Origin of the sequence: Actinomadura sp. NBRC 104412 (assembly GCF_030269515.1) — a bacterium.
Lineage (GTDB): Bacteria > Actinomycetota > Actinomycetes > Streptosporangiales > Streptosporangiaceae > Spirillospora.
In genome coordinates, this window is record NZ_BSTM01000010.1 from 59,906 (window position 1) to 76,189 (window position 16,284).

The 16,284-nt window shown below is 73.5% G+C and carries 6 protein-coding genes; 5 read left to right on the forward strand and 1 reads right to left on the reverse strand.

What is annotated here, in order from left to right; all coding sequences use genetic code 11:
* Positions 1-105: 105 nt before the first annotated feature.
* From QSK21_RS14985 to QSK21_RS15005, 5 genes are all read left to right on the forward strand, one after another.
* Positions 106-12,123, forward strand: coding sequence for a non-ribosomal peptide synthetase (locus QSK21_RS14985; protein WP_285696330.1), 12,018 nt, complete (start codon positions 106-108; stop codon positions 12,121-12,123).
* A 155-nt stretch (positions 12,124-12,278) separates the two neighbouring features.
* Positions 12,279-13,274 carry an ABC transporter substrate-binding protein gene (locus QSK21_RS14990; protein WP_285696331.1) on the forward strand — a complete coding sequence of 332 codons (996 nt, stop codon included), beginning with the start codon at positions 12,279-12,281 and terminating at the stop codon, positions 13,272-13,274.
* An 88-nt stretch (positions 13,275-13,362) separates the two neighbouring features.
* Positions 13,363-14,640, forward strand: a complete 1,278-nt coding sequence (locus QSK21_RS14995) for a lysine N(6)-hydroxylase/L-ornithine N(5)-oxygenase family protein (protein WP_285696333.1) — start codon at positions 13,363-13,365, stop codon at positions 14,638-14,640.
* Between the two features lie 2 nt (positions 14,641-14,642).
* Positions 14,643-14,837, forward strand: coding sequence for an MbtH family protein (locus QSK21_RS15000; protein ID WP_285696334.1), 195 nt, complete (start codon positions 14,643-14,645; stop codon positions 14,835-14,837).
* Positions 14,834-15,580 carry a siderophore-interacting protein gene (locus QSK21_RS15005; protein ID WP_285696335.1) on the forward strand — a complete coding sequence of 249 codons (747 nt, stop codon included), beginning with the start codon at positions 14,834-14,836 and terminating at the stop codon, positions 15,578-15,580. The genes QSK21_RS15000 and QSK21_RS15005 overlap by 4 nt, the downstream gene beginning before the upstream one ends.
* 36 nt (positions 15,581-15,616) lie before the next feature.
* Here QSK21_RS15005 and QSK21_RS15010 read toward each other — a convergent pair whose 3' ends face one another.
* The gene (locus tag QSK21_RS15010) at positions 15,617-16,279 is read right to left on the reverse strand and encodes a TetR family transcriptional regulator (RefSeq protein WP_285696336.1); all 663 of its coding nucleotides are present in this window, start codon (positions 16,277-16,279) and stop codon (positions 15,617-15,619) included.
* Positions 16,280-16,284: the final 5 nt, after the last annotated feature.

The window sequence follows — 16,284 nt, forward strand, 5'->3', positions numbered from 1 at the left end:
AAGGACAAGGCACCCAACTCCCTCTGCGACCGAGTTGTTCGACAAAACTTAGGTAAGGCTAACCTTGTGTCAATTTAGTAGGCAAGGCTAACCTAACCAACTGCGATGGCCGACGACGAAAGGCGGAATGTGCGCGAGCAGACGGCGGCGCGGCGACGTGAGCTGATGCGGCGGATGATGGCGGAGGCCGGGCTCGGCCCCGACGTCTCCCGGATCGAACCTCGCGGAACGGACGGACCCGCACCGCTGTCGTACGCGCAGCAGAGCATGTGGCTGCACCACCGGACCTTCCCGGACAGCCCCGCCTACAACGTGTGCCTGCTCGTGCGCATGTCGGGCGACCTCGACACCGGCGCGCTGCGCGAGTCGCTGCGCGCGCTGATCCGGCGGCACGCCATCCTGCGCACCGTCTACGCGGACGACGGCGACGGCGCCGTGCAGATCGTCACCGGCGACGACACCCTCGACCTGCCGCCGGTCGACTGCGCGCCCGAGCACGCGCGGGCGCGCGCCGGGGAGCTCGCCGCGCGGCCCTTCGACCTGCGCCGCGAACGTCCCGTCCGGCTGGAGCTGCTGCGTCTCGGCGACCGCGAGCACGCGCTGGTCCTCGTCGTCCACCACATCGCGTGGGACGGCATGACCTGGGGTTCGCTGTCGGGCGACCTGTCGGCCCTCTACCGCGCGGCGCTTGCGGGCGACCCCGATCCCCTGGCGCCGCCCGCCGTCCAGTACGCCGACTTCGCGGTGTGGGAGCAGAGGCGTCCCGTCCAGGAGGACGACCTCGCGTACTGGCGGGCGCGGCTCGACCCGCCGCCCCCGCCGCTCGACCTGCCCGCCGACCGCCCGCGCGGCGCGACCGTGTCCGAGCGGGGCGCGCGGGTCGCGCGGCGCTTCGACGACGCCGTCACCGACGGGATGCGGCGGCTCGCGGCCGAGGAGAACCTGACCCCGTACATGGTGATGCTGGCCGCGTACGCGGTCCTGCTGCACCGCTACACGGGCGCCACCGACATCTCGATCGGGTCCTCGGTGATGAACCGCGAGCACGCCGAGGTGCAGCGGCTCGTCGGGAACTTCGGCAACACGCTGCCGCTGCGCACCGATCTGTCCGGCGCGCCCACGTTCCGCGAGGCGCTGCGCCGCGTCGGCCGCACCGTCGAGGAGGGCTTCGCGCACCAGGCGCTGCCCTACGACGCGATGGTGCGGGAGCTGCGCCCGTCCCGGACCGGCGGACGGTCGCCGTTCTTCGACACGATGCTGCTGTTCCTCGTCCAGGAGATCGGCGAGCTGGACCTGCCCGGCGTCACGACGAGCTGGACGCACATCCACAACGGCACGACGCACTTCGACCTGTCGCTGGAGGCGTTCGTACGGCCGCGGGGGATGACGGTCGAGGCCACCTTCCGGCGCGAGCTGTTCGACGACGCGCGCATGGAGTCCCTGCTCGCCCACCTTGAGACGCTGCTCGGCGCCGCCGCCTCCGACCCCGACCGCCCGATCGGCGCCTACGACCTGCTGACCGCCGGTGACCGCGCCGTGCTGGACAAGGCGAACGACACCGGACGCGACGTGCCCGCGACCACCGTGACGGAGCTGTTCGCCGAACAGGCCGCCCGCACGCCGCACGCCGTGGCCGTCGAGGGCGACGGCGGCTCCCTCACGTACTCCGAGCTGGACGAACGCGCCGCCGCGATCGCGACCCACCTGCGGCGCCGCGGTGCCGGGCCCGGCACGGTCGTCGCCCTCGCGATGCCGCGCACGCCCGACCTGGTGGCGGCGCTGCTGGCCGTGCTGCGCTCGGGCGCCGCGTACCTGCCGCTCGACCCCGACCATCCCGCCGAACGGCTCGCCTACATGCTCGACGACGCGGCCCCGATCTGCGTCGTCGCGACCGCGGAGACGGTCGGCAAGCTGCCGGACGACACCGACGTCCTGCTGCTCGACGGCCTGCCCGGCGCGGCGCGCCCCGATGAGCCGTGGCCCGTGCCGTCACCGGACGACCTGGCCTACGTCATCTACACCTCCGGATCGACCGGCAGGCCCAAGGGGGTGGCCATCCCGCACGGCGCGCTCACCAACTTCCTGCTGATGCAGCGCGAGGAGCTGGCGCTCACCCCGGCCGACCGGCTGGTGGCTGTGACCACCGTCGCGTTCGACATCGCGGCGCTGGAACTGTACGTGCCGCTGCTCAGCGGCGCCACGGTCGTCCTGGCGGGACGCGCCGCCGTCCGCGACCCGGCCGCGCTCGCCCGGCTGCTGAAGGACGCGACGATCGTCCAGGGCACGCCCTCGCTGCTCGGATCGCTTGACCCGGCGGCGCTCACGGGGCTGCGGGTGCTGGTCGGCGGCGAGGCGCTTCCGCCCGCGCTGGCCGAGACGCTCGGCCGGGTCGCGGCGCGCGCCACCAACGTCTACGGCCCGACCGAGGCGACCATCTGGGCGACGTCCACGGACCTTCCTGCCGAAGGGATCGGGCGTCCGTTCTGGAACACGCGGGCGCACGTCCTCGACGCCTCGCTGCGTCCCGTCCCCGTGGGGATCCCGGGCGAGCTGTACCTGTCGGGGGCGCAGCTCGCTCGCGGCTACGTGGGGCGGCCGGACCTGACCGCCGAGCGTTTCGTGGCCGACCCGTACGGCCCGCCCGGCACCCGCATGTACCGCACGGGGGACCTGGCCCGCTGGAACCGCGACGGATCCCTGGAGTACCTGGGACGCACCGACGACCAGGTGAAGATCCGCGGGTTCCGGATCGAGCCCGCCGAGGTGCAGGCGGCGCTGGCCGCGTGCCCGGGTGTCGCGCAGGCGGCCGTGGTCGTGCGGGAGGACCGGCCGGGCGACCCGAGCCTGGTCGGCTACTACGTCCCCGGGAGCCCGGTGGAGGAGAGCGCGCTGCGCGACGCGCTCTCCGCGACCCTGCCCGACCACATGCTGCCGAGCGCCCTGGTGGAGCTGGACGCGCTGCCCCGCACCGTCAACGGCAAGCTCGACCGCGCCGCGCTGCCCGCCCCGTCCGTCGAGGCCGGGGTGGGCGGACGGGAGCCCCGGGACGAGCGTGAGGCGTCGCTGTGCGCGCTGTTCGCCGAGACGCTCGGGGCCGAGCGGGTCGGCATCGACGACGACTTCTTCGCGCTCGGAGGGCATTCGCTGCTGGCGACCAAGCTGGCCGCCCGCGTCCGCGCGGTGATGCGGGCCGACCTCACCATCGCCGACGTCTTCGAGGCCCCGACCGTGGCGGCGCTGGCGCCCCGTCTGGTACGGGCGGAGGGCACCCGCGTCCGGGACGTCGTCCGCCCCGGGATCGTCCCCGCGTCGGCGGCGCAGCGCGGCCTGTGGTTCGAGGAGCGGCTGCGCGGACCGTCGCCCGCCTACGCGCTGCCGCTCGGGCTGCGGCTGCGCGGAAAGGTCGACCCCGACGCGTTGCGCGCCGCTTTCGGCGACGTGGTCGACCGGCACGAGGCGCTGCGCACGCTGCTGGTCGAGGACGCCGACGGCCTGCCCGTCCAGAAGATCCTCGACCCGGGAACGGCCGCGCCCTTCGAGGTCGTGGACGCCCGCGGCCGGACGCCCCACCGGCCGGCCCAGGCCGGGGCCGAGGCCACGGGGCACGTCTTCGACCTGGGCGCCGACCTGCCCATCCGCGCCACCCTGATCCGGACGGGCGACGAGGACTGGGTGCTGGTCCTGCTCCAGCACCACGCCGCGGCGGACGAGTGGTCGTTCACCCCGCTGCTGGCCGACCTGTCCCGCGCCTACACCGCGCGGCTGGCCGGGAACGCCCCCGGCTGGGAGCCGCTGCCCGTCCAGTACGCCGACTACGCGACCTGGCAGCGCCAGGCCCCCGAGCCGCGGGAGGACCTGGAGTTCTGGGAACGGACCCTGGCCGGGCTGCCGGAGGAGGTCACGTTCCCGCCCGACCGTCCCCGTCCCGCCGAGGCGAGCCACAAGGGCGGGCTGGTGGAGTTCCGGCTGCCGCTCGACGGGGTGCACGACCTGGCACGCCGGACCGGCACCAGCGTGTTCATGGTGCTGCACGCCGCCGTGGCCGCGCTGCTCCACCGCTCGGGCGCGGGCGACGACATCGCGCTCGGCTCGCCCATCGCGGGACGCGCGGACGACGACCTCACCGACCTGGTCGGCGTGTTCGTCAACCTGCTGGTGCTGCGCACCGACCTGTCCGGCGACCCGACCTTCGCCGAACTGCTCGACCGGGTGCGCCGCGCCGACCTGGACGCCTTCGCGCACGCGGCGGCGCCGTTCGAGCGCGTGGTGGAGCGGCTGGCGCCGGAGCGCTCGCTGGCCCGCAGCCCGCTGTTCCAGGTGATGATCGTGCATCAGCGGCTGGACGACGTGCGGCTCGCGCTGCCGGGCGTGCGCGCCGAGCCGTTCCTGCCCGAGACCGGCGGGGTCAAGTTCGACCTGGACCTGTACTTCGCCGAGGGCGAGGACGAGGTGGAGGGCTTCGCCGCCTACGCCACCGACCTGTTCGACCGCGAGACGGTTGAGGAGCTGCCCGCCCGGCTCGCCGAGCTGCTGGCCCAGGTGACCGCCGACCCCGGACGCCGGCTGTCCACGCTGGGCGGGGAGACGGCGCACCCGGACACCTCCCGCGAGTTCCCCGTCCGGACGGCGGCCGGACTGGTGGAGGCCCAGGCCGCCCGCACCCCGGACGCGACGGCCGTGGTCTTCGGCGACACGTCGCTGACCTACGCCGAGCTCGACGAGCGGGCCGAGATCCTGGCCGACCGGCTCGCCGCCGCGGGCGCCGGACCCGAGCAGATCGTCGGGCTGGCGCTGCCGCGCTCACTCGACCTGGCCGTGGGGCTGCTGGCCGTGCTCAAGACCGGCGCCGCTTACCTGCCCATCGACGTGACCTACCCGAAGGCCCGGATCGAGTTCATGATCGACACGGCCCGGCCGCTGCTGGTGCTGGGGCTGAGCGATCCGCTCCCGGACGCGATGCCGCGCACCAGGCCGGACGTCCGCCCGGACCACCCCGCGTACGTCGTCTTCACGTCCGGTTCCACCGGCACGCCCAAGGCCGTCGTCGGCACGCAGCGGGCCCTGGCCAACCGGCTCGCGTGGGGCATGGAGCTCACCGAGCCGGGCGGCGTGCGGGCCGCCAAGAGCTCGCCCGCGTTCATCGACGGCACCACCGAGCTGCTCGGCGGCCTGGTCAACGGCGACACCGTGGTCATCGCCGACGACGCCACCGCCACCGACCCGCTCGCCCTCACCGCGTTCCTCGACCGGCACGGGATCGGCACGGTCACGCTCGTCCCGAGCCTGCTGTCCGCGCTGCTGGAGACCGGGCCGCCCGCCACGGTGCGCACCTGGATCAGCAGCGGTGAGGCGCTGCCCGCGGCGCTGGCCGGGCGTGCCCCGGGCCGCCTGGTCAACCTCTACGGCTGCTCCGAGGCGGCGGGCGACAGCCTGGTCGCCGAGGGCGCGGGCGGGCTGGTCCCCATCGCCAACACCAGGGCGTACGTGCTGGACTCCGCGCTCCGCGAGGTCCCGGTCGGCGAGCTGTACCTGGCGGGGGACGGCCTGGCCCGCGGCTACCTCGGGGATCCGGCGCGCACCGCCGAGCGGTTCGTCGCCGACCCGTTCGGGCCGCCGGGTTCGCGGCTCTACCGGACGGGCGACCGGGTGCGGCGCCGCCGCGACGGCTCGCTGGAGTTCCTGGGACGCGCCGACGACCAGCTCACGCTGCGCGGCTTCCGGATCGAGCCGGGGGAGATCGAGGCCGTCCTCGCCGCGCAGCCCGGCGTCCGCCAGGCCGCCGTCGGGCTCGCCGGGGGATCCGGGGGGTCCGGGCCGCGGCTCGTCGGCTACGTCACCGGTGAGGCCGGTGACCCGGACGGGCTGCTCGACCGGCTGCGGGCGCTGCTGCCCGGCTATCTCGTCCCGTCCGAGCTGGTCGTGCTGGACGCGCTGCCGCTCAACCCGAACGGCAAGGTGGACCGGCGCGCCCTGCCCGAGCCCGGACGGCGGCCCGGCGCGGGCCGTCCGCCGCGCACCGGGCGCGAGCTGGTCCTGGCCGGGCTCGCCGGCCGCCTGCTGGGCCGCGGCGACCTGGCCGCCGACGACGACTTCTTCCGCGCCGGGGGCGACAGCATCAGCGCGGCCCTGCTGGTGGCCCGTGCCCGCCGCGCCGGGCTGGAGTTCACCCTCCGGGACGTCTTCCGCCTGCGCACGATCGAGGCCCTGGCCGCCGCCACGACCGCGGCCACCGCCGGACCGGTCTCCGTGCAGGAGGAGGAGCCGGCGGAGCTGCCGCTGTCGCCGCTCCAGGAGGGCCTGCTCTTCCACCTGATGATGGCGGGCGAGGGCCGCGACATCTACGTGCAGCAGGCCGTGGTGGAGCTGGCCGGTCCGGTGGACCCGGAACGGATGGCCGCCGCCGCGCGGGGCGTCCTGGAGAAGTACCCGAACCTGCGGGCCGGATTCCGTGTGGACGGTGCCCGCACCGTCCAGTTCGTCCCGGACGAGGTCGAGCCGCATTGGACGTTCGCGGAGGTCGGCAGTGAGAACGAGCTGGAGGCGTTCATCGAGGCGCAGCGCGCCCGGCCGTTCGACCCCGGGAAGCCACCGCTGATCCGGTTCGGGCTGGCCCGGCTCGGGGAGCGCGACCACCGGCTGGTGCTGACCTCGGAGCTGATCCTGCTGGACGGATGGTCGGGCGGGCTCCTGGTCACCTCGCTCCTCGACTTCTACACCGACGCCGCCGCGGAGGCCGCCCGCCCGGTGCCGTCCTTCCGCGCCTACCTGGACTGGGTGAACGGCCGCGACCGGCGGGAGTCGATCGACGCCTGGCGCCGCGAGCTGGACGGGTTCGACGAGCCCGCGCTGCTGCGTCCCGGCCTGCTGGACCGGGCCGCCGACCTGTCCACGGCGGGCGAGGTGCGCCGCGACCTGCCCGCCGGGCTCGCGGAACGGCTGGACGCGGTGGCGCGCGAGACCGGTGTCACCCCGGGCACGCTGTTCGAGACCGCGTGGGGCCTGGTGCTGATGGGCCTGACCGGGCGTGACGACGTGGTGTTCGGCGTCTCGGTGTCGGGCCGCAACCCCGGGGTCGAGGGCGTCGAGTCGATCGTCGGCCTGCTGTTCAACACGATCCCGGTCCGCGTGCGCGCGGGCGCCGCCGACCCGCTCGCCGCGGTGCTGGCACGCGTCCAGGCGTCCCGGTCGGAGCTGTTCGACCACGACCATGTGGCGCTCGCCGACGTCCAGCGCGCCACCGGCCTGGGGACGCTGTTCGACACGCTGTTCGTCTTCCAGAACTTCCCGGGCATGCCCACCGGCCGCGGCTTCGGCCCGGACGGCGACCTGCGGGTGCTGGGCCGCGAGGTCCGGGACGCCACGCACTACCCGATCACGATGGTGGTCGAGCCGGGCGCCGGGCTGCGCGTCATGTACCGGGGCGACGCCTTCACCGAGGCCGAGACCCGGCGGATCACCGACCGGTACGTGCGCGTCCTCGAGCAGCTCGCCGCCGACCCGGCGACGCCGTGCCACCGGCTGGACATGCTCGTCCCCGAGGAGCACGACCGGCTGCGCCGCGACTGGGCCGAGGCGGAGAAGCCCGTGCCGGAACTGACCGTCGCGGAACTGCTGGCCGAGCAGGCGGCCCGCGCCCCGGACCGGACGGCCCTGGTGTCGCCGCCCGACGTCTCCCTCACCTACGGCGAGCTGAACGCGCAGGTCAACCGGCTGGCGCGGCTGCTGCGGCGGCATGGCGCCGGTCCCGAACGGGTCGTCGCGCTCGCCCTGCCCCGCTCGGCCGAGATGGTCGTCGCCCTGTTCGCGGTGCTGCGCACCGGCGCCGCGTACCTGCCGCTGGAGCTGGACTACCCCGCCGACCGGCTCGGCTACATGCTCGCCGACGCCGGCCCCGTCTGCATGGTGTCGCACGCGCCGATCGCCGCCGGGCTCCCCTTCGACGGCCCGGTGATCGAACTGGACGAGCCCGCCGTCCGGGACGCCCTGCGCGACCTGCCCGGCCACGACCTGGAACCCGGCGAGCTGCCCGGCTTCGCCCCCGGCACGCCCGGACGCATGGACCGTCCCGCGTACGTCATCTACACCTCCGGCTCGACCGGACGGCCCAAGGGCGTGGTCACCCCGTACCGGGGCCTGACCAACATGCAGTACAACCACCGCGCCAACATCTTCGACCCGGTGGTGGCCTCGGCGGGCGGGCGCGGGCTGCGCATCGCGCACACCGTGTCGTTCTCCTTCGACATGTCGTGGGAGGAGCTGCTGTGGCTGATCGAGGGCCACGAGGTGCACGTCTGCGACGAGGATCTGCGCCGCGACGCCGAGGCGCTGACCGCGTACCTGCGGCGGCACCGCATCGACGTCATCAACGTGACCCCGACCTACGCGCAGCACCTCCTCGACGAGGGCCTGCTGGACGGCACCGCGCACCGGCCGCCCCTGGTGCTGCTCGGCGGCGAGGCCGTCCCGCCCTCGGTGTGGGAGCGGCTGGCCGAGGCGGACGGCGTGCTCGGATACAACCTGTACGGGCCGACCGAGTACACCATCAACACGCTGGGCGGCGGCACCGAGGACAGCGCCACTCCCACGGTCGGCAAGCCGATCTGGAACACCCGCGGCTACGTGCTGGACCGCTGGCTGCGTCCCGTCCCGCAGGGCGCGCCCGGCGAGCTGTACATCGCGGGCGCCGGGCTGGCCCGCGGCTACCTCGGCCGCCCCGACCTGACCGCCGAGCGCTTCGTCGCCGACCCGTTCGACACGTCCGGCGGGGGCCGCATGTACCGGACGGGCGACCTGGTCAGGGTGCGCGAGGACGGCAACATCGACTTCCTGGGCCGCACCGACGACCAGGTGAAGATCCGCGGCTACCGGGTGGAGCTCGCGGAGGTCGAGGCCGCGCTGGCCGCCGAGCCGGGCGTGGCACAGGCCGCCGTCGTGGTCGCCGGAGGGACCGGCGAGGCGGACGCCGGGCGGCTGATCGGGTACGTGGTGCCGGACGGCTCCCGCGAGGGGATCGCCGAGGAGCAGGTCGCCGAGTGGCGGCAGATCTACGACGCCGAGTACACCGAGGTGGGCACGGCCGTCCACGCGGAGGAGTTCGCCGGCTGGGACTCCAGCTACGACGGCGCCCCGATCCCGCTGGACGACATGCGCGAATGGCGGGAGACGACCGTCGAGCGGATCCGCGCGCTGAACCCGCGCCGCGTCCTGGAGATCGGCGTCGGGACGGGCCTGCTGCTGACCCGGCTCGCGCCCGACTGCGAGGAGTACCACGGCACCGACTTCTCCGCGCCGGTCATCGCCAAGCTGGAGGCCGACCTCGGCCCGGACACCAACGTCCGGCTGAGCCGCCGTCCCGCGCACGACCTGGCCGGCCTGCCGGAGGAGCACTTCGACACGGTCGTCATCAACTCGGTCGTCCAGTACTTCCCCGGACCCGGCTACCTGGCCGACGTGATCGAGAAGGCGATGCGGCTGCTGGCGCCGGGCGGCGCACTGTTCATCGGCGACGTGCGCGACCTGCGCTCGGTCCGCGCCTTCCACGCCGCGATCCAGCTCGGACGGGGCGGCGAGGTGGACCTGGCCGCGGTCGACAGGGCCGTCCGGATGGAGAAGGAACTGCTGCTCGACCCGGCGTTCTTCGCCTCGTTGGAGGGACCGGCCCGGGTCGAGGCGCGCACCAAGCGCGGCGTCCACCATAACGAGCTGACCCGCCACCGGTACGACGTCGTGCTGTGGAAGGCGCCGTCGCCGCACGACCCGCCGGAGACGCCGGTCGTCGACTACACCGGGCCGGACGACCTGTCCGCCGAAGGGCCGCTGCGCGTGCGCGGGATCCCCGACCCGCGGCTGTCCGGTGAGCTCGCCGCGCTCCGGGCGCTGGAGGCCGGCGCGGGCCCCGACGAGGCGCGCGAGCTGCTACGGGCCGAACCCGAAGGCGTCGAGCCCGAGACCCTGTACGCCATCGACCCGGGTGTCGTGACGACCCCGTCGGACCAGGTCGGCCGGTACGACGCCGTCTTCGGCGGCGGCGACGCGTCCCTGCCCGGGACCGGCCCCAGCGCCTCGCACGCCAACAACCCGGCCGCCGCCCGGGACCACGGCGTGCTGGCCGCCCGCGTCCGGGAAGGGCTCAAGCGGACGCTCCCCGGCTACATGGTGCCCAGCGCGATCGTCACCCTCGACGCCCTGCCGCTGACGGTCAACGGCAAGCTCGACCGGCGCGCCCTGCCGGACCCGGCGGGGGCGTCCGGCGGCGGGCCGCGCACCTCGGGACGGCCGCCCCGCACCCCGGTCGAACGGCTGCTGTGCAGGCTGTTCGGCGAGGTCCTGGACGTCACGAACGTCGGTATCGACGACGACTTCTTCGACCTGGGCGGGCACTCGCTGCTGGCGACCCGCCTCGTCGGGCGGGCCCGCGCCGTGCTGCGCACCGAGCTGGCCATCCGCGACCTGTTCGAGACGCCGACGGTGGCCGGCCTGGCGGAACGCGTCCACCAGAAGGCGGAGAACGAGCTGCGTCCCGCCCTGACGCCCCGGGAACGGCCCGAGCGTGTCCCGCTGTCGTTCGCGCAGCGCCGTCTGTGGATGCTCGACCAGCTCCTGCGCGAGGACGACGGGCCGCGCGACGCCTACCACCTGCCGCTGGCCGTCCGCCTGCGCGGAGACCTGGACAGGGCGGCGCTGGAGGCGGCGATCGGCGACGTGGTCGCGCGGCACGAAAGCCTGCGGACGGTGTTCGCCGAGCACGACGGCGTCCCGTACCAGCGGATCCTCCCGCCGGACGAGGCACGGCCCGCGCTGGAGATCGCGACCTGCCCGCCCGAGGAGGTGATCGCGCGGCCGTTCGACCTGTCCCGCGACCTCCCGCTGCGGGTGACCGTCTTCCCCGAGGGCGAGGACGAGCATCTGCTGCTGGCCGTCTTCCACCACATCGCGTTCGACGAGTGGTCGTTCGGGCCGTTCGCGAGGGACGTGGCGGAGGCGTACACGGCACGGCTCGGCGGCACGGCGCCCGCCTGGGAGCCTCCGCCCGTCCAGTACGCCGACTACACGCTGTGGCAGCGCGAGCTGCTCGGCGACCCCCTCGACCCGGGCTCGCCGCACGCCCGTCAGCTCGCGTACTGGACGCGGGCGCTGGCCGGCCTGCCCGAGGAGATCCCGCTGCCGGTGGACCGGCCGCGTCCCCCCACGGTCGGGCAGCGCGGCGCCACGCTCACGACCGACCTGCCGCCCGCGCTCGTCGACGGGCTGCGCAAGGTCGCGCGGGCGCACGGCGCCACGATGTTCATGGTGTGCCAGGCCGCGGTCGCCGCGCTGCTGCACGGCACCGGAGCGGGCGACGACATCCCGCTCGGCAGCCCCGTCGCGGGCCGCACCGACGACGCGGCGGGCGACCTGGTCGGGTTCTTCGTCAACACGCTGGTGCTGCGCGCCGACCTGTCCGGCGAGCCGACGTTCGCGGACCTGCTCGGACGGGTCAGGCAGGCCGTGGTCACCGGGCTGGCCAACCAGGACCTGCCGTTCGAGGCGGTGGTGGAGGCGCTGCGCCCGCCCCGCGTCCCCGGCCGCAACCCGCTGTTCCAGGTGATGGTCGGGTACGAGAACCAGGGCGTCGGCGATGTCGGGTTCCCGGGGCTGGAGCAGCGGGAGGCGCTGTTCGGTCCCGGGGCCGCCAAGTTCGACCTCGACTTCATCTTCCGCGAAGGCCCCGGATCCTCGCTCCGGCTGATCGTGGACTACTCGGCCGACCTGTTCGACGCGCCCACCATCGGCACGCTCGCCGACGGGCTGCTCGGCCTCATGGACACCGTCGCCACCGACCCCGGCGTCGCCGTGCGCTCACTGCCGTCCGTCCTGCGCGCGCGGAGCGTCACCTCGGCGGAGGCCGCGGTCACGGGCCCGCGGGACGGCGACCGCGAGGCCGCGTTCTGCCGGATCTTCGCCGAGGAGCTGGGCGTGGACGAGGTGGGCCCCGACGACGACTTCTTCGACCTGGGCGGCCACTCGCTGCTGGCGATGCGGCTGGTGCGCAGGCTGCGGCGGGAGCCCGGCTGCGCCGACCTCAAGATCGCCACGCTGCTGGCGGCGCCCACCGTCGCCCGGCTGCTGGACCGGCTCGCATGAGCCCGGCGAGCCGGCCCGGGCGCGACAGACCACCCCGGAACCGGTCCGGGACCGATCACCCCGTGTCAGGAAGGACGACCCATATGCGCGGAACCATTGTGGAGGGGCGACCCACCACGCCCCCCACGCCAACCGCGAGAGAAGGCGCCTCATGGATGCGCCGATTGACCGCCGCCTGTGCTCTTCTCCTGAGCCTCGGACTGGTGGCGGCGTGCGGTGACGACGAGCCCGCCGAGACCTCCTCCGGAGGCCAGGGCGCCGGAAACTACCCGGTCACGATCACCCACAAGCTCGGCACCACGACCATCAAGGAGGCGCCCACGCGCATCGTGGCGCTCGGGGAGGTCGACCAGGACGCCCTGCTCGCCCTCGGCGTCCAGCCGGTCGGGATGACCGAGCTGACCGGCGTCCAGAAGGACGGGCTCGCGCCCTGGTCCGCGCCCAAGATCACCGGCACGCGGCCCAAGCTGCTGAAGATCGGCGACTCCGGCTTCAACCTGGAGGAGATCGCCGCGCTCAAGCCCGATCTGATCCTCGCCGCCGGCGACTTCACCATCGACAAGGAGTACGCCAAGCTCTCCAAGCTGGCGCCGACCACCGCGTACCAGACCGGCCCCGCCGAGGACACCTGGCAGCAGATCACCCGGCAGGTCGCGCAGGCGGTCGGGCGGAAGGCGGACGGCGACCGGCTGGTCGCCGACGTGGAGGCCAAGATCGCCTCGGTGCGGACGACGCATCCGCAGCTCGTCGGGAAGGGCTTCGCGCTCACCAGCATCATGCCGAACGGGAACATCGGCGTGATGAAGTCCAAGGACGACATCTCCGTCAAGCTGCTGGAGCAGTTCGGGATGACGCTGCCCGACACCCTCGCCAAGCTGCCCGGCGAGGGCTTCGCCGCGGAGCTGAGCATGGAGAAGGTCTCGACCCTGGACGTCGACGTCCTGCTCAGCCACTACAACGACGACCCCGCCACACAGCGGAAGGTCGAGGGCAACAAGCTCTTCTCCGGCCTGGACGTGGTGAAGCGCGGCTCGTACGTGCCGCTGGACCTCAGGTCGTTCTGGCCGCTGCGCACCCCCACCGCCCTGGCCGCACCGTACGTGGTCGACCAGGTCGTACCGAAGATCGCCGCGGCCGCCGGCAAGGCGTGACCGGCGGGCGCACCCGATCTCCCCTCCGCGGCCGACCGGGGCTGGACGGCCGCGGAGGGGTTCCGCAGGACTACCAAGAGAGGCGCAAATGGCGACACCCGTCCATGACGTCGTGGGCATCGGATTCGGACCCTCCAACCTGGCGCTCGCGGTCGCGCTCGAGGAGGAGTTCGGCACCGGCGTGGACGCGGTCTTCTTCGAGAAGCAGCCGGCCTTCGGCTGGCACCGCGGCATGCTCCTCGAGGGCGCCACGATGCAGGTCAACTTCCTCAAGGACCTGGTCACGCTGCGCGACCCGACCAGCAGGTACTCGTTCATCTCCTATCTGCACGCGCACGGCCGCCTGGCCGACTTCATCAACCACAAGACCATGTTCCCGAGCCGGCTGGAGTTCCACGACTACCTGGAGTGGGTGGCCGCCGCGTTCTCCGGGGCGGTCCGGTACGGGTCGGAGGTCGTCGCGGTCCGCCCGCGGGACGCCCGCGCCCTGGAGGTGGTGGTGCGGCGCGACGACGAGCTGCACACCTGCCTGACCCGGAACCTGGTCATCGGCGCCGGTCTCGAACCCGTCCTGCCCGACGGCGTCCGGCAGGGGGAGCGGGTCTGGCACACCGAGGACCTGCTGCCCCGCCTGGAGACCCTGCCGCCCGAGCCGCGGCGGCTCGTGGTCGTCGGTGCCGGGCAGAGCGCCGCCGAGGCCGTCGCTCATCTGCACGGCCGCTACCCGTCCACCGAGGTCTGCGCGCTGTTCGCCCGGTACGGGTACTCGCCCGCCGACGACAGCTCCTTCGCCAACCGCATCTTCGACCCGGAGGCGGTCGACCACTACTTCCAGGCGCCGGACGAGGTCAAGCGGATGCTGTTCGGCTACTCCCGCAACACCAACTACTCGGTCGTCGACCTCGACCTGATCGACGAGCTGTACCGCCGGGCGTACGCGGAGAAGGTCGCGGGCGCCGAACGCCTGCGCATCCTCAACGTCTCCCGCCTGGTGGACGTGGACGCCGGTCGCGACGGCGTCCGGCTGAAGGTCGAGTTCATGCCCACCGGCGAGGTCACGGACCTGGAGGCCGACGCCCTGATCTGCGCCACCGGGTACCGCGAGCGCAACCCGCTCGACCTGCTCGGCGAGGCGGGCGAGCACTGCCGCACCGGCCCGGACGGCCGCCTCCTCGTGGACCGTGACTACCGCCTGGTCACGGGCCCCGACTGCTCCTGGTCGGTCTACCTCCAGGGAGCCACCGAGCACACCCACGGCATCACCTCCTCGCTGCTGTCGATGGTCGCCGTCCGCACGGGCGAGATCGTCGCGTCCATCGCCGCCCACACCACCGGCCCCGCCACCCGCGTCGCCCAGGAGGCCTAGTCATGACCAACCCCTTCGACGACACCGAAGGCCGCTTCCTCATCCTGGTCAACGACGAGGACCAGCACTCCCTGTGGCCCGAGTTCGCCGACGTCCCCGCCGGGTGGACGACGGTCTTCGGCCCCGAGGAACGCGAGAGGTGCCTGGAGTACGTCCGCGTCCACTGGACGGATCTGCGTCCCAAGAGCCTGACATGAGCTACGGCCACTACACCGCCCACGTCACCCGGGTGACGGACCTGACACCGCAAATGAGGCGCGTCACCCTCGGGGGGCTCGCCGGCTTTCCGGGCGCCGGACTGGACCACCGCGTCAAGGTCTTCTTCCCGCTGCCCGGTGAACCGCGTCCCATCTACCCCAAGGGCGACGACTGGTGGGAACGCTGGCAGGCCGAGCCGGTACGGGCCGTCTTCCGCACCTACACCATCCGCAAGCACCGCCCAGCCCGAGGCGAGGTCGACATCGACTTCGTCCTGCACGGGGACGGCGGCCCCGCCTCCCAGTGGGCGCTCCAGGCGGCCCCGGGAAACGAGGTGGGCCTTTGGGGTCCACGCGCCGAATACGCCCCACCCCCCGACACGGACTGGGTGCTCCTGGCAGGTGACGAGACCGCGCTCCCCGCCATAGGCGCCGTCGTCGAATCGATGCCCGCCCACACCCGGGGCCGGGTCATGGTGGAGGTCGCGAACGCCGCCGAGGAACAGCCGCTCGACACACCGGAAGGCGTCCACCTCGAATGGCTTCACCGCGACACAGGCGGCTCCCTGACCACCGCCCTCCCCGGCGCGGCCCTGCCCTCGGGAACCCCGTACGCCTGGATCGCGGGGGAGTCCAGTACGGTCAGGCACCTCCGCCGGCATCTGGTCGACGACAGGAAGGTCCCGCGCGAGAACGTCTATTTCTCGGGATACTGGCGTCGCGGAGTCGCGTCGGTGGCGTGACGAGAGTCACGAAAGCCGCACGGTGCTGAACGTGCCCTAGCGGCCGTGGCCGGCACCGGTGAGGTAGGCGACGACCATCTCGCCGACCATGGCGCGGTGGCGGGCGCGGTGCTCGGGGGCGGTCAGGTCGCGTCCGAACAGGGCGCCGAAGGTGTGCTGGTTGGCGATGCGGAAGAAGCAGAACGCGCTGATCATCATGTGCACGTCCACCGCGTCGGCCTCGGCGACGAACTCGCCGGTGGAGCGTCCCGCGTCCAGGATCCGCGAGATCAGCCCGGTCACCGGGCCGCCCAGGTTGGTCAGCGCCTCGGACTTGCGCAGGTGCTCGGCCTGGTGGATGTTCTCGATGCTGACCAGCTTGATGAAGTCCTGGTGCGCCTCGTGGTGGTCGAAGGTCAGCTCGGCCAGCGTGCGGATCGCGTCCACCGGCGCCAGATGCGCCACGTCGATGCCGGCCTCGGCCGCCCTGACCTCGGCGTAGACCTTCTCCAGGACGGCGATGTAAAGCTTCTCCTTGTTGCCGAAGTAGTAGTAGATCATGCGCTTGGTGGTGCGCATGAGCTCGGCCATGTCGTCCACCCTGGCCCCGGCGTACCCGTGCCGCGCGAACTCCCGCTGGGCCACCTCCAGGATCTCCGCCCGGGTCCGTTCGGCGTCGCGCCGCCGCTCGCCTGCGGGCGTCATGGGCTGTGTCGGCATGGGAC